Source organism: Streptosporangium amethystogenes subsp. fukuiense (assembly GCF_042665875.1).
GTDB lineage: Bacteria > Actinomycetota > Actinomycetes > Streptosporangiales > Streptosporangiaceae > Streptosporangium > Streptosporangium fukuiense.
This window is the reverse complement of record NZ_JBHTEE010000001.1, coordinates 3,313,071-3,339,097: the sequence shown is the minus strand read 5'-3', so window position 1 is coordinate 3,339,097 and position 26,027 is coordinate 3,313,071. Positions and strand designations below refer to the sequence as shown.

At 70.0% G+C, this 26,027-nt stretch carries 24 protein-coding genes; 20 read left to right on the top strand and 4 right to left on the bottom strand.

What is annotated here, in order from left to right:
• Positions 1-129 precede the first annotated feature (129 nt).
• From ACFQVD_RS14600 to ACFQVD_RS14530, 15 genes are all read left to right on the top strand, one after another.
• A complete protein-coding gene (locus tag ACFQVD_RS14600; protein WP_343966394.1) occupies positions 130-522 on the top strand; it encodes a DUF948 domain-containing protein in 393 nt (130 codons plus the stop codon).
• Complete coding sequence (locus ACFQVD_RS14595; protein WP_343966392.1) at positions 519-773, top strand: hypothetical protein; 255 nt, start codon at positions 519-521, stop codon at positions 771-773. Before ACFQVD_RS14600 ends, ACFQVD_RS14595 begins: the two co-directional genes overlap by 4 nt.
• 1 nt (position 774) lies before the next feature.
• Entirely contained in the window at positions 775-3,447 is a 2,673-nt protein-coding gene (alaS, locus tag ACFQVD_RS14590; RefSeq protein WP_343966390.1) for an alanine--tRNA ligase, read from the top strand.
• Positions 3,448-3,499: 52 nt separating this feature from the next.
• A complete protein-coding gene (ruvX, locus tag ACFQVD_RS14585) occupies positions 3,500-4,009 on the top strand; it encodes a Holliday junction resolvase RuvX (RefSeq protein ID WP_343966388.1) in 510 nt (169 codons plus the stop codon).
• A complete protein-coding gene (mltG, locus tag ACFQVD_RS14580) occupies positions 4,006-5,046 on the top strand; it encodes an endolytic transglycosylase MltG (RefSeq protein ID WP_343966386.1) in 1,041 nt (346 codons plus the stop codon). Before ruvX ends, mltG (ACFQVD_RS14580) begins: the two co-directional genes overlap by 4 nt.
• A 163-nt stretch (positions 5,047-5,209) precedes the next feature.
• Complete coding sequence (gene mltG / locus ACFQVD_RS14575; RefSeq protein WP_343966384.1) at positions 5,210-6,385, top strand: endolytic transglycosylase MltG; 1,176 nt, start codon at positions 5,210-5,212, stop codon at positions 6,383-6,385.
• Complete coding sequence (locus ACFQVD_RS14570; RefSeq protein WP_343966382.1) at positions 6,379-7,206, top strand: shikimate dehydrogenase; 828 nt, start codon at positions 6,379-6,381, stop codon at positions 7,204-7,206. The genes mltG (ACFQVD_RS14575) and ACFQVD_RS14570 overlap by 7 nt, the downstream gene beginning before the upstream one ends.
• A gap of 347 nt (positions 7,207-7,553) precedes the next feature.
• Entirely contained in the window at positions 7,554-8,171 is a 618-nt protein-coding gene (gene infC / locus ACFQVD_RS14565) for a translation initiation factor IF-3 (protein WP_425580380.1), read from the top strand.
• A 130-nt stretch (positions 8,172-8,301) separates the two neighbouring features.
• Complete coding sequence (gene rpmI, locus ACFQVD_RS14560) at positions 8,302-8,496, top strand: 50S ribosomal protein L35 (RefSeq protein WP_030920046.1); 195 nt, start codon at positions 8,302-8,304, stop codon at positions 8,494-8,496.
• A gap of 24 nt (positions 8,497-8,520) precedes the next feature.
• On the top strand, positions 8,521-8,904 hold the full coding sequence (gene rplT / locus ACFQVD_RS14555; RefSeq protein WP_012892552.1) for a 50S ribosomal protein L20: 384 nt from the start codon (positions 8,521-8,523) through the stop codon (positions 8,902-8,904).
• A 72-nt stretch (positions 8,905-8,976) separates the two neighbouring features.
• Positions 8,977-9,792, top strand: coding sequence for a TrmH family RNA methyltransferase (locus ACFQVD_RS14550; protein WP_343966369.1), 816 nt, complete (start codon positions 8,977-8,979; stop codon positions 9,790-9,792).
• A 77-nt stretch (positions 9,793-9,869) separates the two neighbouring features.
• A complete protein-coding gene (locus ACFQVD_RS14545; RefSeq protein WP_343966367.1) occupies positions 9,870-10,952 on the top strand; it encodes a sensor histidine kinase in 1,083 nt (360 codons plus the stop codon).
• Between the two features lie 121 nt (positions 10,953-11,073).
• Positions 11,074-12,123 carry a phenylalanine--tRNA ligase subunit alpha gene (gene pheS / locus ACFQVD_RS14540; RefSeq protein ID WP_343966434.1) on the top strand — a complete coding sequence of 350 codons (1,050 nt, stop codon included), beginning with the start codon at positions 11,074-11,076 and terminating at the stop codon, positions 12,121-12,123.
• Positions 12,123-14,660, top strand: coding sequence for a phenylalanine--tRNA ligase subunit beta (locus ACFQVD_RS14535; RefSeq protein WP_343966365.1), 2,538 nt, complete (start codon positions 12,123-12,125; stop codon positions 14,658-14,660). Before pheS ends, ACFQVD_RS14535 begins: the two co-directional genes overlap by 1 nt.
• A gap of 129 nt (positions 14,661-14,789) precedes the next feature.
• On the top strand, positions 14,790-15,035 hold the full coding sequence (locus ACFQVD_RS14530; RefSeq protein ID WP_343966363.1) for a hypothetical protein: 246 nt from the start codon (positions 14,790-14,792) through the stop codon (positions 15,033-15,035).
• 50 nt (positions 15,036-15,085) lie between these two features.
• Here the strand turns inward: ACFQVD_RS14530 and ACFQVD_RS14525 are convergent, their stop codons facing one another.
• From ACFQVD_RS14525 to ACFQVD_RS14510, 4 genes are all read right to left on the bottom strand, one after another.
• On the bottom strand, positions 15,086-15,664 hold the full coding sequence (locus ACFQVD_RS14525; protein WP_343966361.1) for a Uma2 family endonuclease: 579 nt from the start codon (positions 15,662-15,664) through the stop codon (positions 15,086-15,088).
• The gene (gene iscB / locus ACFQVD_RS14520; protein ID WP_343966359.1) at positions 15,661-17,019 is read right to left on the bottom strand and encodes an RNA-guided endonuclease IscB; all 1,359 of its coding nucleotides are present in this window, start codon (positions 17,017-17,019) and stop codon (positions 15,661-15,663) included. The genes ACFQVD_RS14525 and iscB overlap by 4 nt, the downstream gene beginning before the upstream one ends.
• A 398-nt stretch (positions 17,020-17,417) precedes the next feature.
• Positions 17,418-18,728, bottom strand: coding sequence for an MFS transporter (locus ACFQVD_RS14515; RefSeq protein WP_343966356.1), 1,311 nt, complete (start codon positions 18,726-18,728; stop codon positions 17,418-17,420).
• Between the two features lie 81 nt (positions 18,729-18,809).
• A complete protein-coding gene (locus ACFQVD_RS14510; RefSeq protein ID WP_343966354.1) occupies positions 18,810-20,471 on the bottom strand; it encodes a class I adenylate-forming enzyme family protein in 1,662 nt (553 codons plus the stop codon).
• A gap of 270 nt (positions 20,472-20,741) precedes the next feature.
• Here ACFQVD_RS14510 and argC point away from each other — a divergent pair, with 270 nt between their 5' ends.
• The 5 genes from argC to argF are packed head-to-tail and all read left to right on the top strand — an operon-like array spanning position 20,742 to position 26,019.
• Complete coding sequence (argC, locus tag ACFQVD_RS14505; protein ID WP_343966352.1) at positions 20,742-21,764, top strand: N-acetyl-gamma-glutamyl-phosphate reductase; 1,023 nt, start codon at positions 20,742-20,744, stop codon at positions 21,762-21,764.
• Entirely contained in the window at positions 21,761-22,915 is a 1,155-nt protein-coding gene (gene argJ / locus ACFQVD_RS14500; RefSeq protein WP_364157376.1) for a bifunctional glutamate N-acetyltransferase/amino-acid acetyltransferase ArgJ, read from the top strand. The genes argC and argJ overlap by 4 nt, the downstream gene beginning before the upstream one ends.
• Positions 22,912-23,841 carry an acetylglutamate kinase gene (gene argB, locus ACFQVD_RS14495; protein ID WP_343966346.1) on the top strand — a complete coding sequence of 310 codons (930 nt, stop codon included), beginning with the start codon at positions 22,912-22,914 and terminating at the stop codon, positions 23,839-23,841. The genes argJ and argB overlap by 4 nt, the downstream gene beginning before the upstream one ends.
• 56 nt (positions 23,842-23,897) lie before the next feature.
• Complete coding sequence (locus tag ACFQVD_RS14490) at positions 23,898-25,049, top strand: acetylornithine transaminase (protein ID WP_343966432.1); 1,152 nt, start codon at positions 23,898-23,900, stop codon at positions 25,047-25,049.
• Complete coding sequence (gene argF, locus ACFQVD_RS14485) at positions 25,039-26,019, top strand: ornithine carbamoyltransferase (protein ID WP_343966344.1); 981 nt, start codon at positions 25,039-25,041, stop codon at positions 26,017-26,019. The genes ACFQVD_RS14490 and argF overlap by 11 nt, the downstream gene beginning before the upstream one ends.
• Positions 26,020-26,027: the final 8 nt, after the last annotated feature.

Below are 26,027 nucleotides of genomic sequence, written 5' to 3'. Positions count from 1 at the left end.
ACCGGACCCGGCCCGGAGGCATGAGCCGGCGGTGCGCGGTAAGTGAGGATGAGTGATATCGAGCACGATAGGGTTTTGCCAATCCACCCGACCACGGCCGGGGTCACCTATGAGGGGACGGGTCCGCACATGCTTACCGCAGGAGAGGTCGCGGGGCTGATCGTCGCGATGGCCTGGGCGATCCTGGTCTGTTTCATGGCCGTCGTCATGGTCAGGCTGGCTCGCCTGCTCACCGAGACCACCAAGATGGTCTCCCAGCTGGGCGACCGCGTCGTGCCGCTGCTGGAGGACGTGTCGGCCGCCGTCGGCGAGACCAACCGTCAACTGGTCGCCATCGAGGCGATCACCAGGGACGTCAAGCAGGTCAGCGGGCACGTGGCCAAGGTCAGCGACATCACCCAGAACCTGGTCACCGGGCCGCTGATCAAGGTCGCGGCCCTCGGCCACGGCGTCCGCCGGGCCGTGGGCGCCCGCAGGCGCGCCAGGCCCGCCGCGCAGGCGCTGGAAAGGCGGCGGAGATGATCCGCAGGCTGTTCTACATGGGCCTGGGCGCGTTCGGCGCGCTGTGGGTCATGCGTAAGCTTCAGGCACTGCACCCGAACCACCTGGCCCGCCGGGCCGTTCGGAACGCGGGCGGGGTCCTGGAGCAGGCGCGGGATCTCGCGGAGGACGCCCTGCGAGGTGCGGCCGAGCGGGAAACCGAGTTGCGATCCAGGTTCGGGCTCGACACTGTGGAAGACCCCTATCACTCCAACGTAAAGGATGGCCGCTGACATGGAGTCGGCAGAGATCGCCCGCCGCTTCCTGCGCTTCTTCGAGGAGCGTGGGCACACCGTTGTGCCCTCGGCCAGCCTCATCGCCGAGGACCCGACGCTGCTTCTGGTCAACGCGGGCATGGTGCCCTTCAAGCCCTACTTCCTGGGCCAGCAGAAGCCGCCCTACAAGCGGGCCACCAGCGTGCAGAAGGTCGTCAGGACCCTCGACATCGACGAGGTCGGCAAGACGACCAGGCACGCCAGCTTCTTCCAGATGCTCGGGAACTTCTCCTTCGGCGACTACTTCAAGGAGCAGGCGATTCCGTTCGCCTGGGAGCTGCTGACCAAGCCCGAGTCCGAGGGCGGGTTCGGCTTCCCCGAGGACCGTCTCTGGGTCACCGTCTACCTCGACGACGACGAGGCCGCCGACATCTGGCACCGGAAGGCCGGAGTGCCGCTGGAGCGCATCCAGCGCCGTGACCTGGCGGACAACTACTGGCACATGGGCGTTCCGGGCCCCGGCGGGCCGTGCAGCGAGATCTACTACGACCGCGGTGCCGAGTACGGGCGCGAGGGCGGTCCGATCGTCGACGAGAACCGCTACCTCGAGGTGTGGAACAACGTCTTCATGCAGTTCCAGCTCGGTGCGGTCCGCAGCAAGACCGACTTCGACATCGCCGGTGAGCTGCCGGCCAAGAGCGTCGACACGGGCATGGGCCTGGAGCGCATGGCGGCGATCCTGCAGGGCGTCGACAACATCTACGAGATCGACACCACGTACAAGATCCTTGACCGGGCCGCGGAGCTCACCAGGACGCGCTACGGCCGCGACGAGCGCGCCGACGTCTCGCTGCGGGTCGTCGCCGACCACGTCAGGACCGGCGTGATGCTCGTGGCCGACGGGGTGCTGCCCTCCAACGAGGGCCGGGGATACGTGCTCCGCCGCATCCTGCGCCGTGCCATCCGCAACCTTCGCCTGCTCGGCGCGGGCGAGGAGCGCTACATGCACGAGCTCACCGCGGTGACCGTCGATGTCATGGGCCAGCAGTACGCGGAACTCAAGGCCGACGCCCCGCAGATCCACGGCGTCATCGACGCGGAGGAGGGGTCCTTCCTCGGCACCCTCCGCACCGGCACCGCGATCTTCGATGTGGCGGCGGAGGAGACCAAGCGCAAGGGGCAGGGCACGCTCGCGGCCGACCAGGCCTTCCAGCTCCACGACACCTACGGGTTCCCGATCGACCTGACCCTGGAGATGGCCTCCGAACAGGGGCTGCAGGTCGACGAGGAGGGCTTCCGCCGGCTGATGAAGGAGCAGCGCGACCGGGCCAAGGCCGACGCCGCCTCCAAGAAGACCGGCAACGCCGACATCTCGGTCTTCGGCCAGATCCTGGAGAAGGCCGGCAAGGTCGAGTTCCTCGGCTACGACCACGTGACGGCCGAGGCCGAGGTCGCCGGCCTCCTCGTCGACGGCGCCTCCGTCGCCGCGGCGGGCGCGGGTACGACGGTCGAGGTCGTGCTGAGCCGCACCCCGTTCTACGCCGAGGGGGGCGGCCAGCTCTCCGACCAGGGCCTCATCCGCACCGGCGGGGCCGAGGTGGAGATCGTGGACGTGCAGTCCCCGGTCGCCGGCCTCGTCGTGCACCGGGGCAAGGTCCGCACCGGGGAGATCCGGGTGGGCGAGACGGCCCAAGCCGAGATCGACGTCGAGCGGCGCCGGGCCATCTCCCGCAGCCACACCGCCACCCACCTGGTGCACCGGGGCTTCCGCAACGCGCTGGGCGAGACCGCGGCGCAGGCCGGTTCCGAGAACTCGCCGGGCCGCTTCCGCTTCGACTTCACCGCCGCGGGCGCCGTGCCGCCCAGCGTGTTGCGCGACGTCGAGGACGAGGTCAACGCGGTCCTGATCAACGACCTGCGGGTCAACGCCTTCCACACCTCCCAGGCCGAGGCCCGCGCGATGGGCGCGCTGGCCCTGTTCGGTGAGAAGTACGGCGACACCGTCCGCATCGTCGAGGTCGGTGAGTACTCCCGCGAGCTCTGCGGTGGCACCCACGTCGCCAGCTCCGGGCAGCTGGGCCTGGTCAAGGTGCTGGGTGAGGCCTCGATCGGTGCGGGTGTGCGCCGCGTGGAGGCCCTGGTCGGCCTCGACGCGTTCCGCTTCCTGGCCAGGGAGAGCGTCCTCGTCGCCCAGTTGTCGGAGCAGCTCAAGGCCCGCAGGGAGGAGCTCCCCGAACGCGTCGAGGGCATCGTCTCCCGGTTGCGCTCCGCGGAGAAGGAACTGGCCACGTTGCGTTCGGCCCAGGCGCTCGCCGGTGCGGGGGAGATGGCGGGAAACGCCCGTGATCTGCATGGAGTCTCCGTTGTGACGCACCGTGCGCCTGATGGAACATCCCCTGATGATCTGCGTAAACTCGCCCTTGACGTGCGCGGCCGGTTCCCGAGCGACCGCGCCGCGGTCGTCGTCGTCGCCGGTGTCCCCAACGACCGGCCGGTCGTCGTGGCCGCGGTCAACGAGGTGGGACGCGACCGGGGTCTGAAGGCGGGCCGCCTGGTCGGCGTCGCCGCGAAGGCACTCGGAGGTGGCGGTGGCGGCAAGGATGACGTCGCTCAGGGAGGCGGTGTGCGTCCCGAGGCGATCGACGAGGCACTCGCGGCCGTCGAGCAGGCGATCACGCAGACGCTCACCTGATGGGGAACGACACTCTCGCGCCGCGGCCGGTACGAGGGTGGAGACAGAGATGATGAGAAACGGCATTCGGCTGGGTGTCGACGTCGGCTCGGTCCGTATCGGCGTGGCCAGAAGCGATCCCTCGGGGTTGCTGGCCACGCCGGTGGAGACCGTCCGGCGCGGCAAGGGCGACCTCGACCGGCTCGCGGAGATCACGGCCGAGTACGAGGTCGTCGAGGTGGTGGTCGGCCTGCCGACCTCGCTCTCCGGGCGCGAGGGGCAGGCGGCGGTCGTCGCCCGTGACTTCGCGAACCGGATCGCACTCCGGCTGGCGCCCGTCCCGGTGCGGCTGTTCGACGAGCGGTTGACCACCGTCACCGCCCAGCAGGGGCTGCGGGCCAGCGGGGTGAAGGCGAAGAACCAGCGCGGCGTGGTGGACCAGGCCGCCGCCGTCGTGCTGCTCCAGGCGGCACTGGACACCGAACGCGCCACCGGCAGGCCTCCCGGCAGCCCCGTCGAGCCTCCGGGCGGAAGGCCCGGTGACAGGCCCGCCGAGAGGCCGGGCGGCGGGACCGTTCGGTGAGCCGCCCGCGGCGGATATGGCCGCTGGTGGCCGGGGCGTCGGCGCTCGCCGTCGCCGCCGGGACGGCGGCCGGGCTCTGCGCGGTCCGCCCCTATCTGATGCCCGCCGACTTCGAGGGGCCGGGTTCCGGCACGGTCGTCGTCGAGATCCCCGAGGGGGCGAGCGCCGGCGCGATCGGGCTGGCGCTGGCCGACGCCGGAGTGGTGGCGAGTGCCAGGGCGTTCGTCCACGCGGCGCAGGAGCAGGCCAGGACGGGCAGCCTGCATCCCGGCCACTTCAGGCTCCGCAGGGGTATGGACGCCCGCTCGGCACTCGGCATGCTGGTGGCGCCCGAGTCGCGGATGGTGCGCAGGGTCACCGTCCCCGAGGGGCTCCGCCTGCCCGAACTGCTCGACCGGCTCGCCGAGGGCACCGGCATTCGCCGGGCCGACCTGGCCAGAGCCGCGGACGACGTGCGGGCGCTGGGCCTGCCACGGTACGCCAGGAACGCCGAGGGCTTCCTGTTCCCCGCCACCTACGAGATCGAGCCCGACACGACCGCTCAGGACGTGCTGGTCGCGATGGTGGAACGTTACAAACAGGCCGCCGAGCAACTCGACCTCAAGGAGCGGGCCGCCAGGAAGCGGCTGACCCCCCTGGAGGCTGTCACACTGGCGAGCATCGTTCAGGCGGAGGGCGGGCGGGACCCGGACTATCCGAAGATCGCTAGAGTGATCTACAACCGGATCAGGGCAGGAACCCCACTTCAACTGGACACCACGGTGCTGTACGCGCAGAGGCGCAGGACCCTGGAGGTGTCCGAGAAGGACACCGAGGTGAGGTCTCCGTACAACACCTATCGCAGACCTGGCCTGCCCCCCGGACCCATCGCGAACCCCGGGGAGAAGGCGTTGATCGCGGCACTTCGGCCAGATCAAGGTGATTGGTTCTGGTTTGTAACCACAGATCCGGAGCATAGAATCACGAAATTCACTGACAAAGAGAGTGAGTTTGTGAGATACCGGGAAGAGCTGAACAGATACCTCGGGAAGCGTTGATGCCCGGCGGAACACCCCTCGTTCCGTCGCATGCGGCGCCCCGTACCCGCGAACCAGACGACCACTCCCGGAAAACCGGGAGGTCTGGCCGGGGGCTTTCCTTCGGTTTGGCACACCCGCTTGACGCCAGGCCGTCCCTAGCGGGAGATTGGCCAGCGTCTCTATGAACGATCTCGATATGGACTTCCTGGTCGGCTCCGACGACGAAGGTCGGCCGGGCCGAAAATCTCGCGCGTCCTCAGGACGCGACTCCGGCGGCCGGCGTGGCCGGCGTAGGAAGCGCCGCCGCAACCGGGGCGGCTTCCTCGCCCCCATGCTCGCGGTCATCGTGCTGCTCGGCGGCATCGGCGCCGCCGGCTTCTACGGCTACACCTGGGTCCGTGACGTGATGACCCCGGACGACTACACCGGCCCCGGGTCCGGCGAGGTCGTCGTGGAGATCAAGGACGGCCAGAACGCCTCCGACGTCGCCCAGACCCTGGAGGAGCAGGGCGTGGTGAAGAGCGTCAAAGCCTTCGTCAACGCCGTCGCCCAGGCCGGCAAGAGTTCCTCCCTGCAGCCTGGCGAATACGCCATGCGCAAGCAGATGGCGGCCGCGGAGGCCGTCAAGCTTCTCGATCCGGAGAAGCGGCTGCTGGAGAGGATCACTCTCAAGGAGGGGCTGCGCCTGATCGACACCCTCAAGCAGCTCGCCGAGAAGACCGGAAAGCCGCTCAGGGAGTTCCAGCAGGCGGCCAAGAACAGCCGGAAGCTCGGCCTGCCGTCCTACGCCAGGGGCAGGCTGGAGGGCTACGCCTTCCCGGCCACCTACGAGATCAGGCCCAAGATGACGCCCTCCGAGATCCTGGGCGCACTGGTCGAGCGCTTCAAGCAGACGGCGGAGAAGGACGACCTGCAGGGCAAGGCCAAGGAGCTCGGGCGCACTCCGCACGAGATCATGACGATCGCCAGCATCGTCCAGGCCGAGTCCGGCACCAAGGAGGACATGGGCAAGGTGGCCCGCGTCATCTACAACCGGCTCGCCGGCAACCCCCGCCTCAATCTGTCGATGGACAGCACCGTGATGTACGGGCTGAACAAGTACGGCATCGAGTCCTCCCACAAGGACCTTGAGAGCACCTCGCCCTACAACACCTACAAGTTCGCGGGCCTGCCTCCCGGGCCGATCGCCAACCCGGGCGACGACGCCATCCAGGCGGCGCTCAACCCCACCAAGGGCGACTGGGGCTGGTTCGTGACCACCTGCCCGGCGAAGCAGCTCACCAAGTTCGCCTCGACGGAGGCGGATTTCTTCGCGCTCAAGGCCGAGTACGAGAGAAACAAGGGGAACGGATGCTGAGAGCGGCGGTCCTGGGGTCACCGATCGCCCACTCGCTCTCCCCGTACCTGCACCGCGCCGCCTACGAGGGCATGGGCCTGCACGACTGGCGGTACGAGGCGATCGAGTGCGACGAGGCCGGGCTCCCCGGCCTCCTCGACGGGCTGGACGCCGGCTGGGCGGGGCTCTCGCTCACCATGCCGCTCAAGCGGGCCGTGCTGCCGCTGCTCGACACCGTCTCGGAACTCGCACTCCAGGTGGGCGGGGTCAACACGGTGATCCTGCGTGACGGCGCCCGGCACGGGGACAACACCGACGTGTACGGCATCGTCCGGGCGCTCGCGGAGGCGGGCGTGGCCACGCCCGCCTCCGCGACCGTCCTCGGCGGGGGTGCGACGGCCTCCTCCGCGCTGGCGGCCCTGCGCGAGCTGGGTCTGGGCGAGGCGACCCTCGTGGTCCGTGACCCGTCCAGGGCGACGGAGACCGTCGAGACGGCCGGACGGCTGGGCATGAGCCTGACGGTGCAGACCTTCGACAAGCTCGACACCGTGCTGGGGGTCGACCTGGTCGTCTCGACCCTGCCCTCCGGTGCGGCCGACGCCTTCACCGAGTCGCTGGCGGACGTGCCGGCGCTCTTCGACGTGGTCTACGCCCCCTGGCCCACCCGGCCGGCGGCGGCGGTGGCCGAGCGGGGCGGGATCGTCGTCGGAGGGTTCCCGATGCTCCTGCACCAGGCGGTCCGGCAGGTCGAGATGATGACCGGCCGCGCGGACGTGCCGGTGGAGGCGATGCGCGAGGCGGGGAAGAGCGAGATCGTCAGGCGCGCCGCCCCAGCGGAATGATTCTGGGTGAGCGTGTCGTTGTGATAGAGTGACTAATCGATCGGTCCGGCGTTCCTGCTGGACGCGCAAGCGGAGGTCATCCTCCCACCTCGTCGGCCGCAAGGCTGACAGGTCAGGATCACACCGGGTAGGTTTCCGGCGAGCTTAACGGCATAAAGCCTTCGAGTTCATGTGGCCCCGCATGCGTGACGTGCGGGGCATCTTGCGTTCGACGCGCCTTCACAGGGTGCGTGTTCTGCGACTTCCCGGCACGATCGAGCATGTTGCGGCCTTTCGTAAGGAAGGCCGCGGATCGCAACCTAGGAGGCCCCATCAGCGCCGAGCCCCGCATCAATGACCGCATTCGCGTGCCCGAGGTCCGCCTCGTGGGCCCGAACGGCGAACAGGTGGGCATCGTCTCCATCGGCGATGCTTTGAAGCTGGCTCAAGAAGCCGACCTCGACCTGGTCGAGGTAGCGGCAACGGCTCGCCCGCCAGTGTGCAAGCTCATGGACTACGGCAAGTTCAAGTACGAGTCCGCGATGAAGGCACGCGAGGCGCGTCGTAACCAGGCGTACACCATCATCAAGGAGATCAAGCTCCGGCCGAAGATCGACCCGCACGACTACGAGACCAAGAAGGGTCACGTGGTGCGGTTCCTCAAGGCCGGCGACAAGGTCAAGGTCACCATCATGTTCCGTGGTCGGGAGCAGTCCCGGCCCGAGCTGGGCTTCCGGCTCCTGCAGCGGCTGGCGGAGGACGTGACGGAGCTCGGCTTCGTCGAGTCCCAGCCCAAGCAGGACGGCCGAAACATGATCATGGTGATCGGCCCGCACAAGAAGAAGGCCGAGGCCAAGGCCGAGAAGGCGGCGGCCAAGGCGCGGCATGACGAGAACCCCTCGGGGGACAGGTCACCGGCCGCCGACGAGACGCACGTCAACGACGAGGTGTCCGTCAACGGAGCGGTGGCGGCTCCGCAGGAGTAACTCGCATAGCCTGGATCGTCAGGTAGTCGCGATATCACGTCGAGACCGGGTCCGGTCTCGTAGTCAGGCATGCCCTTGACTTGGGTTACCGGCCCGGGACATCGGCACGATCGAGGGAGAGACGGCTGAGATGCCGAAGATGAAGACGCACAGCGGTGCGAAGAAGCGGTTCAGGCTCACGGGTTCCGGCAAGCTTGTGCGCCGCCGCGCCAACCGTGCGCACTACAACGAGCACAAGCCGTCCACCTTGACGCGTCGTCTCAAGCCCGAGGTCGTGCTCTCCGACGCCGACTCCAAGAAGATCAAGAAGCTGCTCGCTAAGTAACCGCCCCCGGGGAGATAGATACACATGGCACGCGTGAAGCGGGCGATCAACGCCAAGAAGAAGCGCAAGGTCGTTCTCGAGCGGGCGAAGGGCTATCGGGGTCAGCGTTCCAGGCTGTACCGCAAGGCCAAGGAGCAGATGCTCCACTCGATGACGTACGCCTACCGCGACCGCAAGGACCGCAAGGGCACCTTCCGCCGTCTCTGGATCCAGCGCATCAACGCCGCTGCCCGCCAGAACGGCATCACCTACAACAGGCTCATCCAGGGCCTGCGGCTCGCCTCCATCGAGGTCGACCGCAAGATCCTCGCTGATCTCGCGGTCAACGACGCCGCCACGTTCGCGACGCTGGTCGAGGCCGCCAAGAAGGCGCTCCCGGCCGACGTGAACGCGCCGGTCGCCGGCTGAGCGAGACACTGACGAACATGCGGTCCGCAGCGGTGACGCTGCGGGCCGCATTCGCATTCTTGGGGGACGGGCATGGCCGGGTCTGAGCTGACCAACATCAAGTCACCGCGGGTCAAGGCCGCGCGGAGGCTGACCAAGCGGGCCTTCAGGGACCGCGACCGCTCCTTCCTGGCAGAGGGGCCACAGGCGGTCCGTGAGGCGCTGGCGCTGGACGGCGTCGTGGTGGAGCTGTTCGCCACCGCCGAGGCCGAGCTGCGCCATGCCGACGTCGTCACCGCCGCCACCGCCGCGGGGGTGCCGCTCTTCCGGGCCAGCGGCGAGGTCATGGCCGAGCTGGCCCAGACGGTCACCCCCCAGGGACTGCTGGCCGTGTGCCGTTTCGTGCACGTTCCCCTGAACGACTCCGTCACCTCCGACGCCAGGCTGGTGGCCGTGCTCGCCCACGTCCGCGACCCGGGCAACGCGGGTACGGTGCTGCGCACCGCCGACGCAGCGGGTGCCGACTCGGTGGTCTTCACCGACGCCTCGGTCGATCCCTACAACGGCAAGTGCGTGCGGGCCAGCGCGGGCAGCCTGTTCCATCTCCCGGTCACCACGGGTGTCCATGTGACCCGGGTGGTGGAGCATCTGAAGGGTTCCGGGCTACGGGTGCTCGCCGCGGACGGCGCGGGCAAGCAGACCCTGGACGACATGGACCTGTCCGGCCCGACGGCCTGGATCTTCGGCAACGAGGCCTGGGGGCTTCCCGAGGAGATCCTGGAACTGGCCGACGACGTCGTCCGGGTTCCGATCTACGGGCGGGCCGAGAGCCTGAACCTCGCGACCGCCGCCGCGGTCTGTCTGTACGCATCTGCCCGGTCTCAGCGCACCGGTCCCGGCGCCAGGTGACGCCCCCCGCCCCGAGGCTGCCGTACGGCGCGGGAAACCCGCTATTGTCGGCCATGTAGCGTCGAGGAGGCGGGGTCGTGCACGGCGAACACACCGGCGAGCGGAGCACCGATCCCGCTTCTGTGATCGACGTCGACGAGCTTCCCGACGGTCTCGTGGTGACCGACGGAGACGGCCACGTGCTGACCGTCAACCGGGCCGCGGCCCGGTTGACCGGGGTCACCCGCGAGCAGGCAGCAGGGCGGCACCTGCGCGATGTGTTCTCCTTCCACGACCACGACGGGCGCGACTGGTGGAAGTGGCTCGACACCTACGGCGGTTTGCGCACCCGCACCCGCCAGCCCGAGCTGCCGCTGCGCACCCTCGGCGGCCAGGAGATGCTGGTGGCCGCCCGGCTGGTGCGAGAGCCCAGGAGGGGCGGCGAGGTGGTCCGGGTGGTCATCACGCTGCGTGACACCGGAGCCCGTGCCCGCCTGGAGCGCAGCCGCGCCGACCTGGTCTCCACGGTCGCCCACGAGCTGCGCTCCCCGCTGACCAGCGTCAAGGGGTTCACCGCGACCCTGCTGGCCAAGTGGACCCGTTTCACCGACGACCAGAAGCTGGTCATGCTGGAGACGGTCAACGCCGACGCCGACCGGGTGACCAGGCTGATCACCGAGCTGCTCGACGTCTCGCGTATCGAGTCGGGGCGGCTGGAGATCCATCGCCAGGTGGTCGACATCCCGGCCAGGATCTCCAAGGTCATCGCGGGGCGGGTGGCGGCGGGTGAGCCGGACGACCGCTTCCTGCTCCAGGTACGCGGTGAGCTGCCCGAGACCTGGCTCGACCAGGACAAGATCGATCAAGTGCTTGCCAACCTGGTGGAAAACGCGGTGCGGCACGGGCGCGGTACGGTGACAATAGTCGTCGAACCGAGCGAATGGGGAGTGACCGTGTCCGTCCGTGACCAGGGAGAGGGCATCCCGCCCGAGCTGGTCACGCGCGTCTTCCGGCAGTTCTGGCGGGGCAACGCCCGCCGCCGCGGCGGCACCGGACTAGGCCTGTTCATCGTCAAGGGGCTGATCGAGGCTCACGGTGGCACCATCTCCGTGCAGCGCGGACCCGAGGGCGGCGCCGAGTTTCGATTTATGGTGCCCACCGGCACCCCTGACTTCGCCTGAGCGCGAATGCCAGCCCGGTGGGCTTACCCGACTAGACTCGTGGCCGCTCAAGCCCTGGATTCGGAGCTCTCTCTTGTCAAACTACGACCCGGTCGAGGTGACCCCGCTGCACGCCGACGAGATGGCGCGCATGCAGGCCGACGCGATCGACGCCGTCAAGGCGGCGCGCGACCTCGAAGAACTCAAGCAGGTGCGTCTCGCGCACGCCGGTGATCGCTCGCCGATCGCCCTGGCCAACCGCGAGATCGGCGCCCTGCCCCCGGCGGCCCGCGCCGAGGCGGGCAAGCGTATCGGCGGTGCCCGCAAAGCCGTCGCCGAGGCTCTCGCCGAACGGCAGGCACAGCTGGAGGCCGAGCGCGACGAGCGAGTCCTCGTCGAGGAGACCGTCGACGTCACGCTGCCCTCCGGCCGCGCCTCCCGAGGCGCCAGGCATCCGCTGACCACCCTCCAGGAGCGCATAGCCGACGCCTTCGTCGCGATGGGCTACGAGGTGGCGGAGGGCCCCGAGCTGGAGGGGGAGTGGTTCAACTTCGACGCGTTGAACATCTCCGCCGACCACCCGGCGCGCTCGGAGCACGACACCTTCTTCGTGGAGTCCGTCGAATCGGGCAAGGTGCTGCGCACCCAGACCTCTCCCGTCCAGATCCGGGCGCTGCTCAGCAGGGAGCTTCCGATCTACGTGATCTCGCCGGGCAAGGTGTTCCGCACCGACGAGCTTGACGCCACCCACACCCCGGTCTTCCACCAGGTCGAGGGGCTGGCGATCGACGAGGGCCTGACCATGGCCCATCTCAAGGGCACCCTCGACCGGTTCGCCGAGGTCATGTTCGGTGAGGGCATCACCACCCGGTTCCGGCCCAACTACTTCCCGTTCACCGAGCCCTCAGCCGAGATGGACCTGAAGTGCTTCGTCTGCCGCGGGGCCTCCGCGGTGCCGGGAAACCCGTCCTGCCGCACCTGCAAATCGGAGGGCTGGATCGAGTGGGGCGGCTGCGGCATGGTCAACCCGCGGGTGCTCATCGCCTGCGGCGTCGACCCCGCCCGCTACAGCGGCTTCGCCTTCGGCATGGGCGTCGAACGCACCCTGATGTTCCGCCACAACGCCGAGGACATGCGCGACATGGTCGAGGGAGACGTCCGCTTCACACTCCCCTTCGGAATGGAGGTCTGATGAAGGTCTCGCTTTCATGGCTGCGGGAGTACGTCGATCTCCCCGCCGTCACGGCGCACGAGATCGCCGAGAAGCTCACCGCGGCCGGGCTCAAGCTCGAGTCCGTCATCTCCTACGGCCACGACATCAAGAACGTCGTGGTGGGCGAGGTGCTATCCATCGAGACCCTGGAGGGTTTCAAGAAGCCCATCCGCCACTGCCAGGTCGAGGTGGGGGAGGCCGCGCCTCGCGAGATCGTCTGCGGTGCGACCAACTTCGAGGCCGGCGACCGTGTCCCGGTCGCGTTGCCCGGCGCCGTGCTGCCCGGCGGGTTCGAGATCGCCTCCCGCAAGACCTACGGACGCCTGTCGGACGGCATGATCTGTTCGGAGGCGGAGCTCGGGGTGGCCGAGTCCTCACCCGGCATCCTCGTGCTGCCCGGGGACACCCCGATCGGCGCCGACGTGGTCGAGCTGCTCGGCCTGCGCGACGACGTGATCGAGCTTGAGATCACCCCGGACATCGGCTACGCGCTCTCCATCCGGGGCGTGGCCCGCGAGGCCGCCGCCGCCTTCGACTCGGCGTTCATCGACCCGGCGGACGTCTCCCCGCCCGTCGCGTCCGGTCCCGCCTACCCGGCCTCGATCGCCGACCCGTCGGCCTGCGACCGCTTCGTGCTCCGTGAGATCCGCGGGTTCGACCCGTCGGCGAGCAGCCCGCTGTGGATGCGCGCGCGGCTCAGCCGCGCCGGTATGCGCCCGGTCTCGCTGGCCGTCGACGTCACCAACTACGTCATGCTGGAGCTCGGTCAGCCGCTGCACGCCTTCGACGCCGCCAGGCTGACCGGTGAGATCGTGGTGCGCAGGGCCGAGCCCGGCGAGACGCTGGAGACGCTCGACCACGTGGTCCGCAAGCTCCATCCGGACGACATCCTGATCACCGACGGGTCGGGCGTGATCTCGATGGCAGGCACCATGGGCGGCCTGCACACCGAGATCTCCGACGCCTCCACCGACATCGTGATCGAGGCCGCCCACTTCTCCGCCAGCGGCATCGCGCGCATGTCGCGCCGGCACAACCTGGTCAGCGAGGCATCCAAGCGCTTCGAGCGGGGCGTCGACCGGGAGCTGCCGCTGTACGCCTCCTGGCGCGCGGCCCGGCTTCTGGCCGAGCTGGGCGGCGGCACGATCCAGCCGGGCGTCACCCACGCCGAGGTGGAGGTCGAGCCGCTCCGTGTCACCATCCCGAGCGGCTACCCCGGCAGGGTCGCGGGCACCGTCTACGACCGGGAGACGGTGATCCACCGCCTGGAGCAGGTGGGCTGCGCGGTCGAGGGCGCCGCCGACGAGACCGGCGGCACCGGCGGCACCGCCGCCGACGGGATCGCCGCGAAGCTCACGGTCGTCGGCGACGACATGCTGGTGGTCACCCCACCGTCGTGGCGGCCCGACCTGACCGACCCGAACGACCTCGCCGAGGAGGTCATCCGGCTGGAGGGCTACGAGAACCTGCCCTCGATCCTTCCCGCCGCCCCCGCGGGTGCCGGTCTCACCGAGAGCCAGCGCCTGCGCCGCAGGGTCGGCCGATCACTGGCCGCCGCCGGCTACGTCGAGACCCTCTCCTACCCGTTCAGCGGGGAGCGCGACTTCGACAACCTGCAGCTGCCCGCCGACGACGCGCGCCGCCTGGCCGTACGGCTGGCCAATCCGCTCAGCGAGGACGAGCCGCTGATGCGGACCACCCTGCTGCCGGGCCTGCTCAAGACGCTGGTCCGCAACGTGGGCCGGGGGTTCGGCGATGTGGCGCTGTTCGAGGCGGGTCTGGTCTACCGGCCCTCGCCGGACGCGCCCGCCGTCGCCCCCGTGCTGGGCGTCGACCGCAGGCCGAGCCCGGAGGAGCTGGCCTCGATCGAGTCCGCGCTGCCGGCTCAGCCGCTGCGGGTCGGGGTCGTGCTGGCCGGGGAGTTCGAGCCGTCCGGCTGGTGGGGCAAGGGCAGGGAAGCCGACTGGGCGGACGCGGTCGAGGCGGCCCGGGTGGTGGCCGCCGAGGCCGGCGTCACCCTCGATGTCCGCGCCGACCGGCACGAGCCCTGGCACCCGGGTCGCTGCGCCGCGCTGTACGCCGGTGACGTGCTCGTCGGTCACGCCGGTGAGCTGCACCCGCGCGTGGTCGAGGCGTACGGTCTGCCTCCGCGTACCTGCGCGATGGAACTGGAGCTGACCCGGCTGGAGCAGTCGCCGGTCGGTCGGCCGCAGGCACCGGCGATCTCCGGTTACCCGGTCGCGAGCCAGGACGTCGCACTCATCGTCGACGCGGCGACCCCGGTGGCCCCGGTGGAGGCGGCGCTGCGCGAGGGCGCGGGCGAGCTGCTGGAGTCGATCCGGCTGTTCGACGTCTACGCCGGTGCCCAGGTGGGGGAGGGCAAAAAGTCTCTCGCCTACTCCCTGCGCTTCCGGGCGGCCGACAGGACGCTCACGGTGGAGGAGACCACCGCGGCCCGTGACGCGGCCGTGGCCCTGGCCACCGAGCGCACCGGGGCGAGGCTGCGCGGCGCCTGACCGGCGGCTGAGGGGCTCGGGACACATCCCGAGCCCCTTTCATCGCTCCGGACTGGGATTCCCGCCGGTCCGGAACCTTCATTCCGCCCCATGGCCCGGCCACGGGCGGATCTTCCCTCGGGAGGGATGATGAGGCATCTGCTGGTGTTCGCCGAGCGCGACGCCGCCGAGGAGGTCGCCGAGATCGTGGCTGAGGAGTTTCCGATGATCGGCGTGCCTGCCGTGGTCAGGGAGACCCTCGCAGGTGAGGACGACGCCGAGGACGCCCAGTGGCTCGTGGTGGTCGAGGACCCCGCCGATACCCTCACGCCGGAGGGCCTGGCCCGCCTGGACGTCCTGCTCGAGGATTGCGACGGCTGGCGCGAGACCGGGTGACGGTCGGCCGGGTGCCGCGCCACGAGGGGCGTGGGCTCCGACCAGAGGACTCAGAGTTTGTCGATCTCGGTCAGGTCGATGTCGATGTCGAAGGGGGCCGAGATCTTGAGCCGGTCGTGGTGGATGCCGGTGAGGACGTAGGACCGGGCGACTGGGTCGAGTTCGTAGACGTAGACCGCTGGCCTTCCCGACTGGTTCTCGACCAGCCAGAAGTGCGCGATGCCCGCCTCGGCGTACAGCGTCGGTTTGCGGTCGCGGTCGCGCCGCTCGGAGTCCGGCGAGATGACCTCCACGGCCAGTACGACGTCCTCTGCCCGATAGTAGGTCTGTTCCGGGCTGTGCTCGGCGGAGGCGCGAATGACGCTCATATCGGGCTCGGGCCGCTGCTGCTTGCCCAGCACGACGCTCATCTCCCGGCGTGCTCGAAGATCGGCGGGTGCGGCGCGACGGAGGGCAGGAACCAGGAGGTCCGCCGCTCGCGTGTGAAAAGAAGCCTGAGAGCTCACGAAGACCAGACTTCCATCGATTAACTCTGTGTGTGCGGGCAACTGTGGAATGCGATCGAGATCCTCCGCGACGAACCCCTCCGGCGGGGGGAACGCCCAGTCGGGCAGAGAGGACTCCGTCATCGGATACCTCCAGTGTGGAGACCCTCGCCTTCGGGCTGGGGAGGAAACGTGGTACGGTGCCGCGTTTCCGGGTGGGTGGTGTAGCCGTAGCCGTCGGCTCGCTGGAGCAAGTGGATGTGGCGGTGGCCGATTCCCTGTACGGTGCCGTGCCGGGTGGCGATGTTGAAACTGCCGGTGCTGCGGACCGCGACGCGGCCGAGGTGGACTCCGGCCTTCTGACCGGTCGGGACGGTCGCGCGGACCAGGTCGCCGGTGGCGAACCCCTTGACCTGCTTGGTCCGGGGGAACCGCAGCCGGGGAAAGCCGTAGCGGTCGGTGCGGGTGCGGGCGTAGGTGCCGCGACCGGTCGCCTTGACCACCAGGACCGTGGACGGCCAGGTGGTGACGTTCTCCAGGTGGCCGACGTGCAGCGCGTCCAACGTGTGCGATTTGGCGGCACCGGTACGGGAACGGTTCCATTTCGTTCGGCCACCGGAGGCGGTGTGAACGGACAGACCGGTCGCCTCCAGAGCCCGCCACAGCGCCCACCGGATGGCGTTGACCGCTGCCGCGTCGCGCAGCGGCGCCTGCGCCTGCTTGAGGATCTTCGCCAGGAGGGCGGGCCTGCCCTTGAGGAACATCTCTACCGGGGTGGCGTTCTTGGCCTGGTTGCACCGGATGCAGGCCAGGGTGAGGTTGCCGATCCGGTCGGAGCCGCCCCGGCTGCGGGGGTGGAGGTGGTCGAGGTTGAGCGGCACGCCACTGGCGCCGCAGTACGCGCACGCCCGCCCCCATTTGGTGAGCAGGTATTCGCGGGCCTCGTACCCGGCGAGGGTGCCCTGCTGGTATTCCACACCTTGCAGCGGCTTGCCCGCGCTGAGGGCGTGGGTGTCGAACGCCACCCGCTCGACGTACACGGCCCGCATCGGTGCCCACCGGGTGAGCCGCGCCACCCACGACACGGTGGTGTCGACGCGGTGGCGCAGCGACGGCGCAAGCCACCCCTGGGGTCTGGTGCGGTTGAGGAAGCGGGGGGCGCGGTGACGCAGATTGCGTGACCGGCGAGCACGGCGCAGCGCGGCCCGCGCGCTGAGCCTGTCGCGGATCGCCGCGCCTCGGTGGTCGAGCCGGATCGTATACCTCCCGCTCCGGTTTCCGCCGTGGTCGGTGAACACCGCCAGGCCGGTGTGCTTGCTGCCGGGGTCGATGCCGACCTGTACGCCTTCGATGGCCGAGGTCGCCGCGTCGCGGTCTTTGAGGCGGATGACGAACGGGGTGTGGCGGTGAACCACCGCCCGCCCGGCCGACAGCAGGCGACGGGCGCGAGCAGGGTGACACGGGTCGAGCGGGCGGCCGTGGCGGTCGAGGACGAACACGGCCGGGTGAACCTCACGGTTCGCTCCCTCCGGCGCCGAGGCGCCCTCGGGGTGACGCCGGTGCGGCGGTGCGGCCGGACCGGTCTCCCCTCGCCCATGGTGAACACCAGGTACCACCTGGCGGCGGTGTCCGTGAGCCGTTTCGTGCCCACCCCCGGGCGTGTCTGCTCCCACGGATTCGAGAGCTTGGAGCTGAGGAAGCACCCCAAGGTCGGTCTGCGCTCTTGTGTTCAACGTAGCCATCTGGATCGCACTTCCAGTTCGTGACGGCTAGGGCTGGTCAACGCGGGGCTTGTGAAGCGCATCGCCGCGCCTCAAGCCCTCTCCCTCAGGAGGGGGTCGTTGACGACCTCACAGTAGCAACATGATTCCTCTCTGTGAGGGTGGTTGCGGGTAGCTTACCCCTGGACGGGAGTGGCCTCCTCGCGGCGGGCGCGTTCCCTGCGCGCGTGCTCGTCGGTGCGGGCGTCGTAGTCGCGGAACCTCGGCAGCAGCGCGGCCATCGCGGCCACCGCGCCGACGCACAGCAGGCCGCCCGCGCCCAGGGAGAAGCGGGTCCCGCCGAGCTGGGCCATCAGTCCGGCCCTGGCGTTGCCCAGCATCGGGCCGCTGGTGTAGGAGAGCAGCTCGATGCCCGCCAGGCGGCCGCGGAACTCGTCGGGGATGGTCTGGTTCCAGATGGTCGAGCGGAAGACGCCGCTGATCATGTCGGCGGCCCCGGCCACGGCCAGGAAGGCGAAGATGCCCCAAATGTTGGGCATCAGCGCCGCCACCGCCACCGCCACGCCCCACACGGCCGCCGCGACGATCACGCCGAGGCCGTGGCGGTGCACGTGCCTGGTCCAGCCGGAGGTGACCGAGGCGAGCAGCGAGCCGACGGCCGAGGCGGAGAAGAAGAGCCCCAGAGCCTCGGGGACGCCCAGCTCGTCGGCCAGGAACGGGTACAGCGCGGTGGAGAAGGCGAAGATCATCGCGGCGACGTCGACCAGGTAGGTGCCCATCAGGTCGGGGCGGCCCACGGCGTAGCGGACCCCGTCGACCAGTGACCTGATCGAGGCCGCGGGGGCGTTCTCCCGCCGCGGCTGGGCCCGCACCATCTGCAGCAGGACCAGGGAGACCAGGAAGGTCACCACGTTGACGCCGTACGCGACGGCGACGCCGAACCAGGCCGCGATCAGGCCGCTGAGGCCCGGGGCGACGATGGCGCCCAGGTTCCACCGGAAAGCGCTGAGCGCGGCGGCCGCGGTCAGCTGGTCGTGCCTGACCACGCGGGGCAGCAGCGACTCCAGGCTGGGCCGTTGCAGGCTGCCCAGCCCGGCCGAGAGCGCGCCGACCACGTACAGCACCCAGACCTGCGGCTTGGGCGACAGCGCGTTGACGGTCAGGATCAGAACCGTGAGGCAGAGCCCGACCTCGGTGTAAAGGATGATCTTGCGCCGGTCCAGCGCGTCGGCGATCGCCCCGCCCCAGAGCCCGCACACCACCATCGGGACGAACTCGGCCACGCTGACCAGGCCGACCGCCAGGTAGGAGCCGGTCAGCTCCTTCATCTGCAGCGGGACCGCGACCAGGGTCAGGAAGGTGCCGAACATCGTGACGACGCCGGAGCCGAAGAGCAGCCGGAAGTCACGGGAGTCGCGGAGCGGGCTGAGGTCCATCGTCAGGTGACGGAGCAGGGTTCTGATGGACCGGTCCGCTTTTTCTGGCACGAACAGGTAGTTTCAGCGGTGACCTGGGCGGGGGGCAACTCATTTTCCGGCAGGCCACCGCCGGGGCGAACGCGGCGGGCGTCAGGAGCCCAGTACCTCCCTGCGCAGGTGGGTTTTGAGGATCTTGCCACCGGGGTTGCGGGGAAGTTCCGTGTCGCGCACCCAGAACCTGACCGGGACCTTGAAGGGGGCGATCCGCTCGCGCAGGAAGGCCTGCAGTTCCTCGGCGGTCGCCGGGGACGACAGCCGCACCACCGCGCCGACCTCCTCGCCCAGCTCGTCATGGGGGATGCCGATCACCGCGGCGTCGTCGACCGCCGGGTGCTCGAACAGGGCGGCCTCGACCTCGGCGCAGTAGACGTTCTCACCGCCGCGGATGACCATGTCCTTGGCCCGGTCCACGATGAACACGAACCCCTCGGAGTCCACCCTGGCCAGGTCGCCGGTGTGCAGCCAGCCGCCGACGAAGGTCTCGGCGGTGGCCTCGGGACGGTTCCAGTAGCCCAGGATCACGTTCGGTCCGCGCAGGCAGAGTTCGCCGACCGCGCCGACCGGTAGCTCGTCGCCGAGCGGATCGGCGATCTTCACCTCGACCACCGCCATCGGCAGGCCGATGCTGTCGGGTTTGGCCAGGTAGTCGATGCCGGCGTTGTTGATGGCGAGCGCGGTGGTCTCGGTCATGCCGTACCCGTTGGAGGGGGCGCGGCTGGGCAGCTGCTCGGTGATGCGCTCCAGCAGTTTCGGCGGGGCGGGGGCACCGCCGTACCCGAGGGCGTTGAGGCTGGAGATGTCGTGCTTGTCCAGGTCGGGGTGGGACAGGAGCTGCCACACGTTGGTGGGCACGCCGGTGAGCCCCGTGATCTTCTCGCGCTCGATCAGCTCCAGCGCGCGGCCCGCGTCCCACTTGTACATCAGCACCAGGCCGCTTCCGCTGAACATGGTGGTGGTCATCACCGCGAAGCAGCCGGTGACGTGGAAGAGCGGAACGGTGAGCAGGGTGACTCGGCGCTGCCCCGCCGTCTCGCCCGGGTCCCTGCCCGCCCTGGCCGCGCCGCGGTACATGCCGTAGGCGACGGTCATGGGCGACTGCCCGACGTTGCGATGGCTGCCGAGCGCGCCCTTGGGGCGGCCCGTGGTGCCGGAGGTGTAGAAGATCGTCGCCGGATCCTCGGGGGAGAGGTCGACCGGCGGCAGCGTCACGTCCGCCTCCACCTCGCCCATCACGTCCTCGAACGCGCGGGCGCCCTCGGGCACCTCGCCGCGGGTCACGATCAGGGCCGGAGACAGGCCGGTGAGCCTGGCCGCCCGCTCGCCGTCGGCGATCAGCACCGTGGCGCCGGAGTCCGACAGGCCGTACTCCAGTTCCTGCGGGGTCCACCAGGCGTTGAGCGGAACCGCTATCGCCCCGATGGCCAGCGTGGCCGAGAAGGCGATCACCCACTCGGGGTAGTTGCGCATGGCGATGGCGACCCGGTCGCCCTTGACCACGCCGTACTCGTCCGCCAGGCGCCGCGCGAGCGTGGCCGCCCGCCTGAAGTGCTCCTCGTAGGTGATGTGCTCGTCCTCGTACGTCAGGAAGATCTTGTCGCCGTGAAACCGGCTCGTCTCGAGGAGCGCCCGGAAGTCACGGGGGGCGTGCTTCCAGGTTTTGACGGTCCCGCCGTGGCCGGGGACCTCGTCCATCTCGAAAAGCTGTCCGGGGCCGGTGAGCTGGGCCTGGACCTGGTCATGGGTGACAGTCATACGTTCGCACTCCCGAAGGGTGGAAGGGCCGGAGATCGCCACGATACTGACCGGTAGGTATGCGTAACAATGCCGAAACGCGACTGATTGCCTCGTCCCTGAAATGGCGAGCTAAAAAGCATGATTTTTGCGACTTTTTCGCTGCGCTGAGGCGCCCTGCGGGCCGGTAACCTCCGCGTAACCGGCTTGCATGACAATCCCTGGAGATGCATAATCTCTCTAGCAAGACCATGAGCGAGTGTGTATGAACATGCAGAGAACGGGGGGCCGATGAGAGCGGCGATCGCGGGTGCCAGCGGCTACGCCGGAGGTGAGCTCCTGCGCCTGCTGCTGTCCCACCCCGGCATCGAGATCGGCGCGCTGACCGCGGCCTCAAGCGCCGGCACGGCGCTCGGCGCCCACCAGCCACACCTGACCCCGCTGGCCGGCCGGATCCTGCTGGAGACCACCCCCGAGACCCTCGGCGGCCACGACCTCGTCTTCCTCGCCCTGCCGCACGGCCAGTCGGCCGCCGTCGCAGAGCAGCTCGGTGACGGCACCCTCGTCGTCGACTGCGGCGCCGACTTCCGGCTCACCGACCCGGCCGCCTGGGAGCACTTCTACGGCGGAACCCACGCCGGCACCTGGCCGTACGGGCTGCCCGAGCTGCCGGGCCGGCGCGAGGAACTGCGCGCGGCCTCCAGGATCGCCGTGCCCGGGTGCTACCCGACGGCGGTCACCCTGGCGATGTTCCCCGCCTTCGCCGCCGGCCTCGTCGATCCCGACGTGGTGGTGGTAGCCGCCAGCGGCACCAGCGGAGCGGGCCGTGCCCCCAAGCCGAACCTCCTGGGCAGCGAGGTGATGGGTTCGGCCAGCGCGTACGGCGTCGGCGGCGTCCACCGGCACACCCCGGAGATGGAGCAGAACCTCTCCCCGCTGGCGGGCGAGCCGGTCACCGTCTCCTTCACCCCCGTGCTGGCACCGATGAGCCGCGGCATCCTCGCCACCTGCAGCGCGCCCGCCAGAGCGGGCCTCACCCCGGCGGTCCTGCGCGAGGCATACGAGGTCGCCACCAAGGACGAGCCGTTCCTGCGGCTGCTCCCCGAGGGCCAGTGGCCCGCGACCTCGATGACCCTCGGAGCCAACACCGCCGCCCTCCAGGTCGTCCTGGACGAGCGTGCGGGTCGCGTCGTCGCCGTCGTCGCCATCGACAACCTGACCAAGGGAACGGCGGGCGGAGCCATCCAGAGCGCCAACCTCGCCCTCGGCCTGCCGGAAGAGCTAGGCCTTCCTCTCAATGGAGTCGCCCCATGAGCGTGACCGCCCCCCTCGGCTTCCGGGCGGCGGGTGTCGCCGCCGGAATCAAGTCCGGTGCCGCCCGCGACCTGGCACTGATCGTCAACGACGGCCCCTCTCGCGCCGCGGCGGGAGTCTTCACGGCCAACCGGGTGAAGGCCGCGCCCGTCCTGTGGTCCGCGCAGGTGCTGTCCGGGGGGCGGGTCCACGCGGTGGTCCTCAACTCCGGCGGTGCCAACGCCTGCACCGGGCCGCTGGGTTTCCAGGACACCCATGCCACCGCGGAGAAGGTCGCCGAGGCGCTGGGAGACTCGGCCGGCGAGATCGCGGTCTGCTCCACCGGCCTGATCGGTGAGCGCCTGCCGATGGAACCGCTGCTGGCGGGGGTCGATCTCGCGGTCTCCCAGCTCGCCAGGGACGGCGGGCTGGCCGCCGCCGACGCCATCCGCACCACCGACACCGTCTCGAAGATCTCCTTCAGGAAGGGCGCCGGCGGCTACATGGTCGGCGGCATGGCCAAGGGCGCGGGCATGCTCGCCCCGGGCCTCGCCACCATGCTCTCGGTGATCACCACCGACGCCGACCTGCCCGCCGAGCGGCTCGACGAGGTGCTCCGCAAGGTGACCCGGGTCACCTTCGACCGGCTCGACGCCGACGGTTGCATGTCCACCAACGACACGGTGCTGCTGCTGGCCAGCGGCGCCTCCGGTATCACTCCCGACCTCGCCGAGTTCGAGCAGGTCCTCCTCGCGGTCTGCGCCGACCTCGCCCGCCAGCTGCTGCTGGACGCCGAGGGCGCCTCCAAGGCGATCGCCATCGAGGTCGTCGGCGCCGTCTCCGAGGAGGACGCGGTCACCGTCGGCCGTACCGTCTCCCGGTCGAATCTCCTCAAGTGCGCCATCCACGGAGAGGACCCCAACTGGGGCCGGGTGCTGTCGGCCGTCGGCACCACCGACGCCGTCTTCGAGGCCGACCGGCTCAACGTGGCCATCAACGGCATCTGGATCTGCCGGGGCGGCGCCGCGGGCGACGACCGCTCCAAGGTCGACCTCACCCCGCGCGATGTGACGATCACCATCGACCTGTCGGCGGGCCCGCACTCGGCGACGATCCACACCACCGACCTCACCGCCGAGTACGTCCACGAGAACTCGGCGTACTCCTCATGAGGCGGACCGAGGCCCTGGCGAAGGCCACCACGCTGATCGAGGCGCTGCCCTGGCTCGCCAGCTTCCACGGTGCGACCGTCGTCATCAAGTACGGCGGCAACGCGATGACCGAGGAGCACCTGCGCGAGAAGTTCGCCGCCGATGTCGTCTTCCTGCGCTACGCCGGGCTCAGGCCGGTGATCGTGCACGGAGGAGGCCCGCAGATCAACGCCCACCTCGACCTGCTCGGCATCGAGTCCACCTTCACCGCCGGGCTCAGGGTCACCACCCCCGAGGCCATGCGGGTCGTCAGGATGGTCCTCGTCGGCCAGGTCAACCGCGACGTGGTCGGCCTGATCAACAGGCACGGGCCGTTCGCCATCGGCATGTCCGGTGAGGACGCCCACCTGTTCACCGCCGTGCGCAAGCACGCCGTCGTCGACGGCGCCAGCGTCGACATCGGCCAGGTCGGCGACATCGTCAACGTCGAGGCCGGAGCCGTGCGGGCGCTGCTGGGGGACGGGCGGATCCCGGTGATCTCATCGGTCGCGCGCAGTGAGGACGGCACCGTCTACAACGTCAACGCCGACACCGCCGCCGCCGCGCTCGCCGTGGCGCTCCAGGCGTCCAAGCTGATCGTCCTGACCGATGTCGAGGGCCTGTACCGTGACTGGAACCCCGGCGCCGTCGACAACGAGGTCATCGACGAGCTCTCCGCCACCGAGCTTGAGAAGCTCCTGCCGACACTGTCCAGCGGCATGATCCCCAAGATGGAGGCGTGCCTGACCGCCGTCCAGGGGGGCGTGCCGCAGGCCCACGTACTCGACGGCAGGGTGCCCCACTCGGTACTGCTGGAGATCTTCACGGACAGGGGCATCGGAACCATGGTGCTGCCGGACGCCCCCGCGGCGACGGCCACCGCCCAGCTGAAGGGGAACGACACGTGAGCCCGCAGGAAAGTCCCGCCACGGAGGCGCTCACCACGCGCTTCGAGGCCGCCTTCATGGCCAACTACGGGGTGCCCCCGGTGGCGCTGGCCCGAGGCGAGGGCACGAGGGTCTGGGACGTCGACGACCGCGAGTATCTCGACCTGATCGGCGGCATCGCGGTCAGCTCGCTCGGCCACGCCCACCCGGCGCTGGTGGAGGCCGTCTCCAGGCAGGTCGCCACCCTCGCCCACACCAGCAACCTCTTCCTGCACGAGCCCGAGGTGCGGCTCGCCGAGCGCCTGCTCGGCCTGCTCGGCGCCCCCGCCAAGGTGTTCTTCACCAACTCCGGCACCGAGGCCAACGAGGCCGCGCTGAAGCTCGCCATCAAGTACGGCAAGTCGAACGGCCGCACCTACTTCGTGGCCGCCGAGAACGCCTTCCACGGCCGGACCCTCGGCGCGCTCGCCCTGACCGGCAAACCCTCCATCCGTGACCAGTTCGGGCCGTTCCCGATCGACGTGCGCTTCGTGCCGTACGGTGACGCCGACGCGCTCAAGAGCGCGGTGACCGGCGAGTGCGCCGCGGTCTTCCTCGAACCCACCCAGGGGGAGGCGGGGGTCGTGCCCCCGCCCGAGGGCTACTTCACGGCGGCCAGGGAGATCTGCGACGCCGCAGGCGCGCTGCTGGTCGCGGACGAGATCCAGTCGGCGATCGGCCGCACCGGGCACTGGTTCGCCCACCAGCACGAAGGCATCCTGCCCGACGTGCTCACCTTGGCCAAGGGCCTTGGCGGAGGCATGCCGATCGGCGCCTGCGTCGGCTTCGGCGCGGCGGCCACGGTTTTCGCCCAGGGCGACCACGGGTCCACCTTCGGCGGCAACCCCGTCTCGACCGCCGCGGCGCTCGCCGTGCTCGACACGATCGACACCGACGGTCTGCTGGAGCACGTGCGTACCGTCGGAGCCGAACTCGCCGACGGCATCGCCGCGGTCGACCACCCGTTGCTCGCCGGTGTCCGGGGCAGGGGCCTGTGGCTGGCCATCCTGCTGACCGGCGACCGCTCCGCCCACTTCCAGACCGCCGCGCGGCGAGCCGGTTTCCTGGTCAACGCCCTCCAGCCCCACGCGGTGCGGCTCGCACCCCCACTGGTGATCACTTCCGCTCAGGTCGCCACCTTCGTGGCCGCGCTCCCAGCCATCCTCGACGAGGCCGCCGATGCCCAGTAACCTCTCCGCGCAGGCGCCCGTCAGGCACTTCCTGAAGGACGACGACCTCTCGCCCGCCGAGCAGGCCCAGGTGCTCGATCTGGCCGAGGCCATGAAGAAGGACCGTTACGGCTACCGTCCCTTCGAGGGCCCGCAGACCGTCGCCGTCCTCTTCGACAAGCCGTCCACCCGCACCCGGGTCTCCTTCGCCGTCGGCATCGGCGAGCTGGGCGGCCTTCCCCTGGTCGTCGACGCAGGCTCCTCCCAGATGGGCCGGGGCGAGTCGATCGAGGACACCGCCCGGGTCCTGGGGCGTCAGGTGAGCGCCATCGTGTGGCGCACCTCGGGCCAGGACCGGATCGAGGCCATGGCCTCGACCTCCTCGGTGCCGGTGGTCAACGCCCTCACCGACGAGTTCCACCCCTGCCAGATCCTCGCGGACCTGCAGACCGTCAAGGAGCACTTCGGCAGGACCGCCGGACTCACCCTGGCCTACTTCGGGGACGGCGCCAACAACATGGCCCACTCCTACCTGCTCGGCGGCGCCGTCGCCGGCATGCATGTGCGGGTCGCCGCCCCCGCCGGGTACCTGCCGGACCCGAAGATCCTCCGGCGGGCCGTCAAGGTCGCTGAGGAGACCGGCGGGTCGGTCACCGTGCTCGCCGACCCGGCCGAGGCAGCCGCGGGCGCGGATGTCCTCGCCACCGACACCTGGGTCTCCATGGGCCAGGACGGCAAGGAGCAACGGGTCGCCGACCTCATGCCCTACCAGGTCAACGCCACGCTGGTGGACCGGGCGGCGCCCGGCGCCATCGTCCTGCACTGCCTGCCCGCCTACCGCGAGCTGGAGATCTCCGCCGAGGTCCTCGACGGCCCGCGGAGCCTGGTGTGGGACCAGGCCGAGAACCGGCTGCACGCCCAGAAGGCCCTGTTGCACTGGCTGATCTCGGTGAGCGGTCCGGACGCGCCGGGGGGCGGGGTGGTCGCGTGACGATCCCG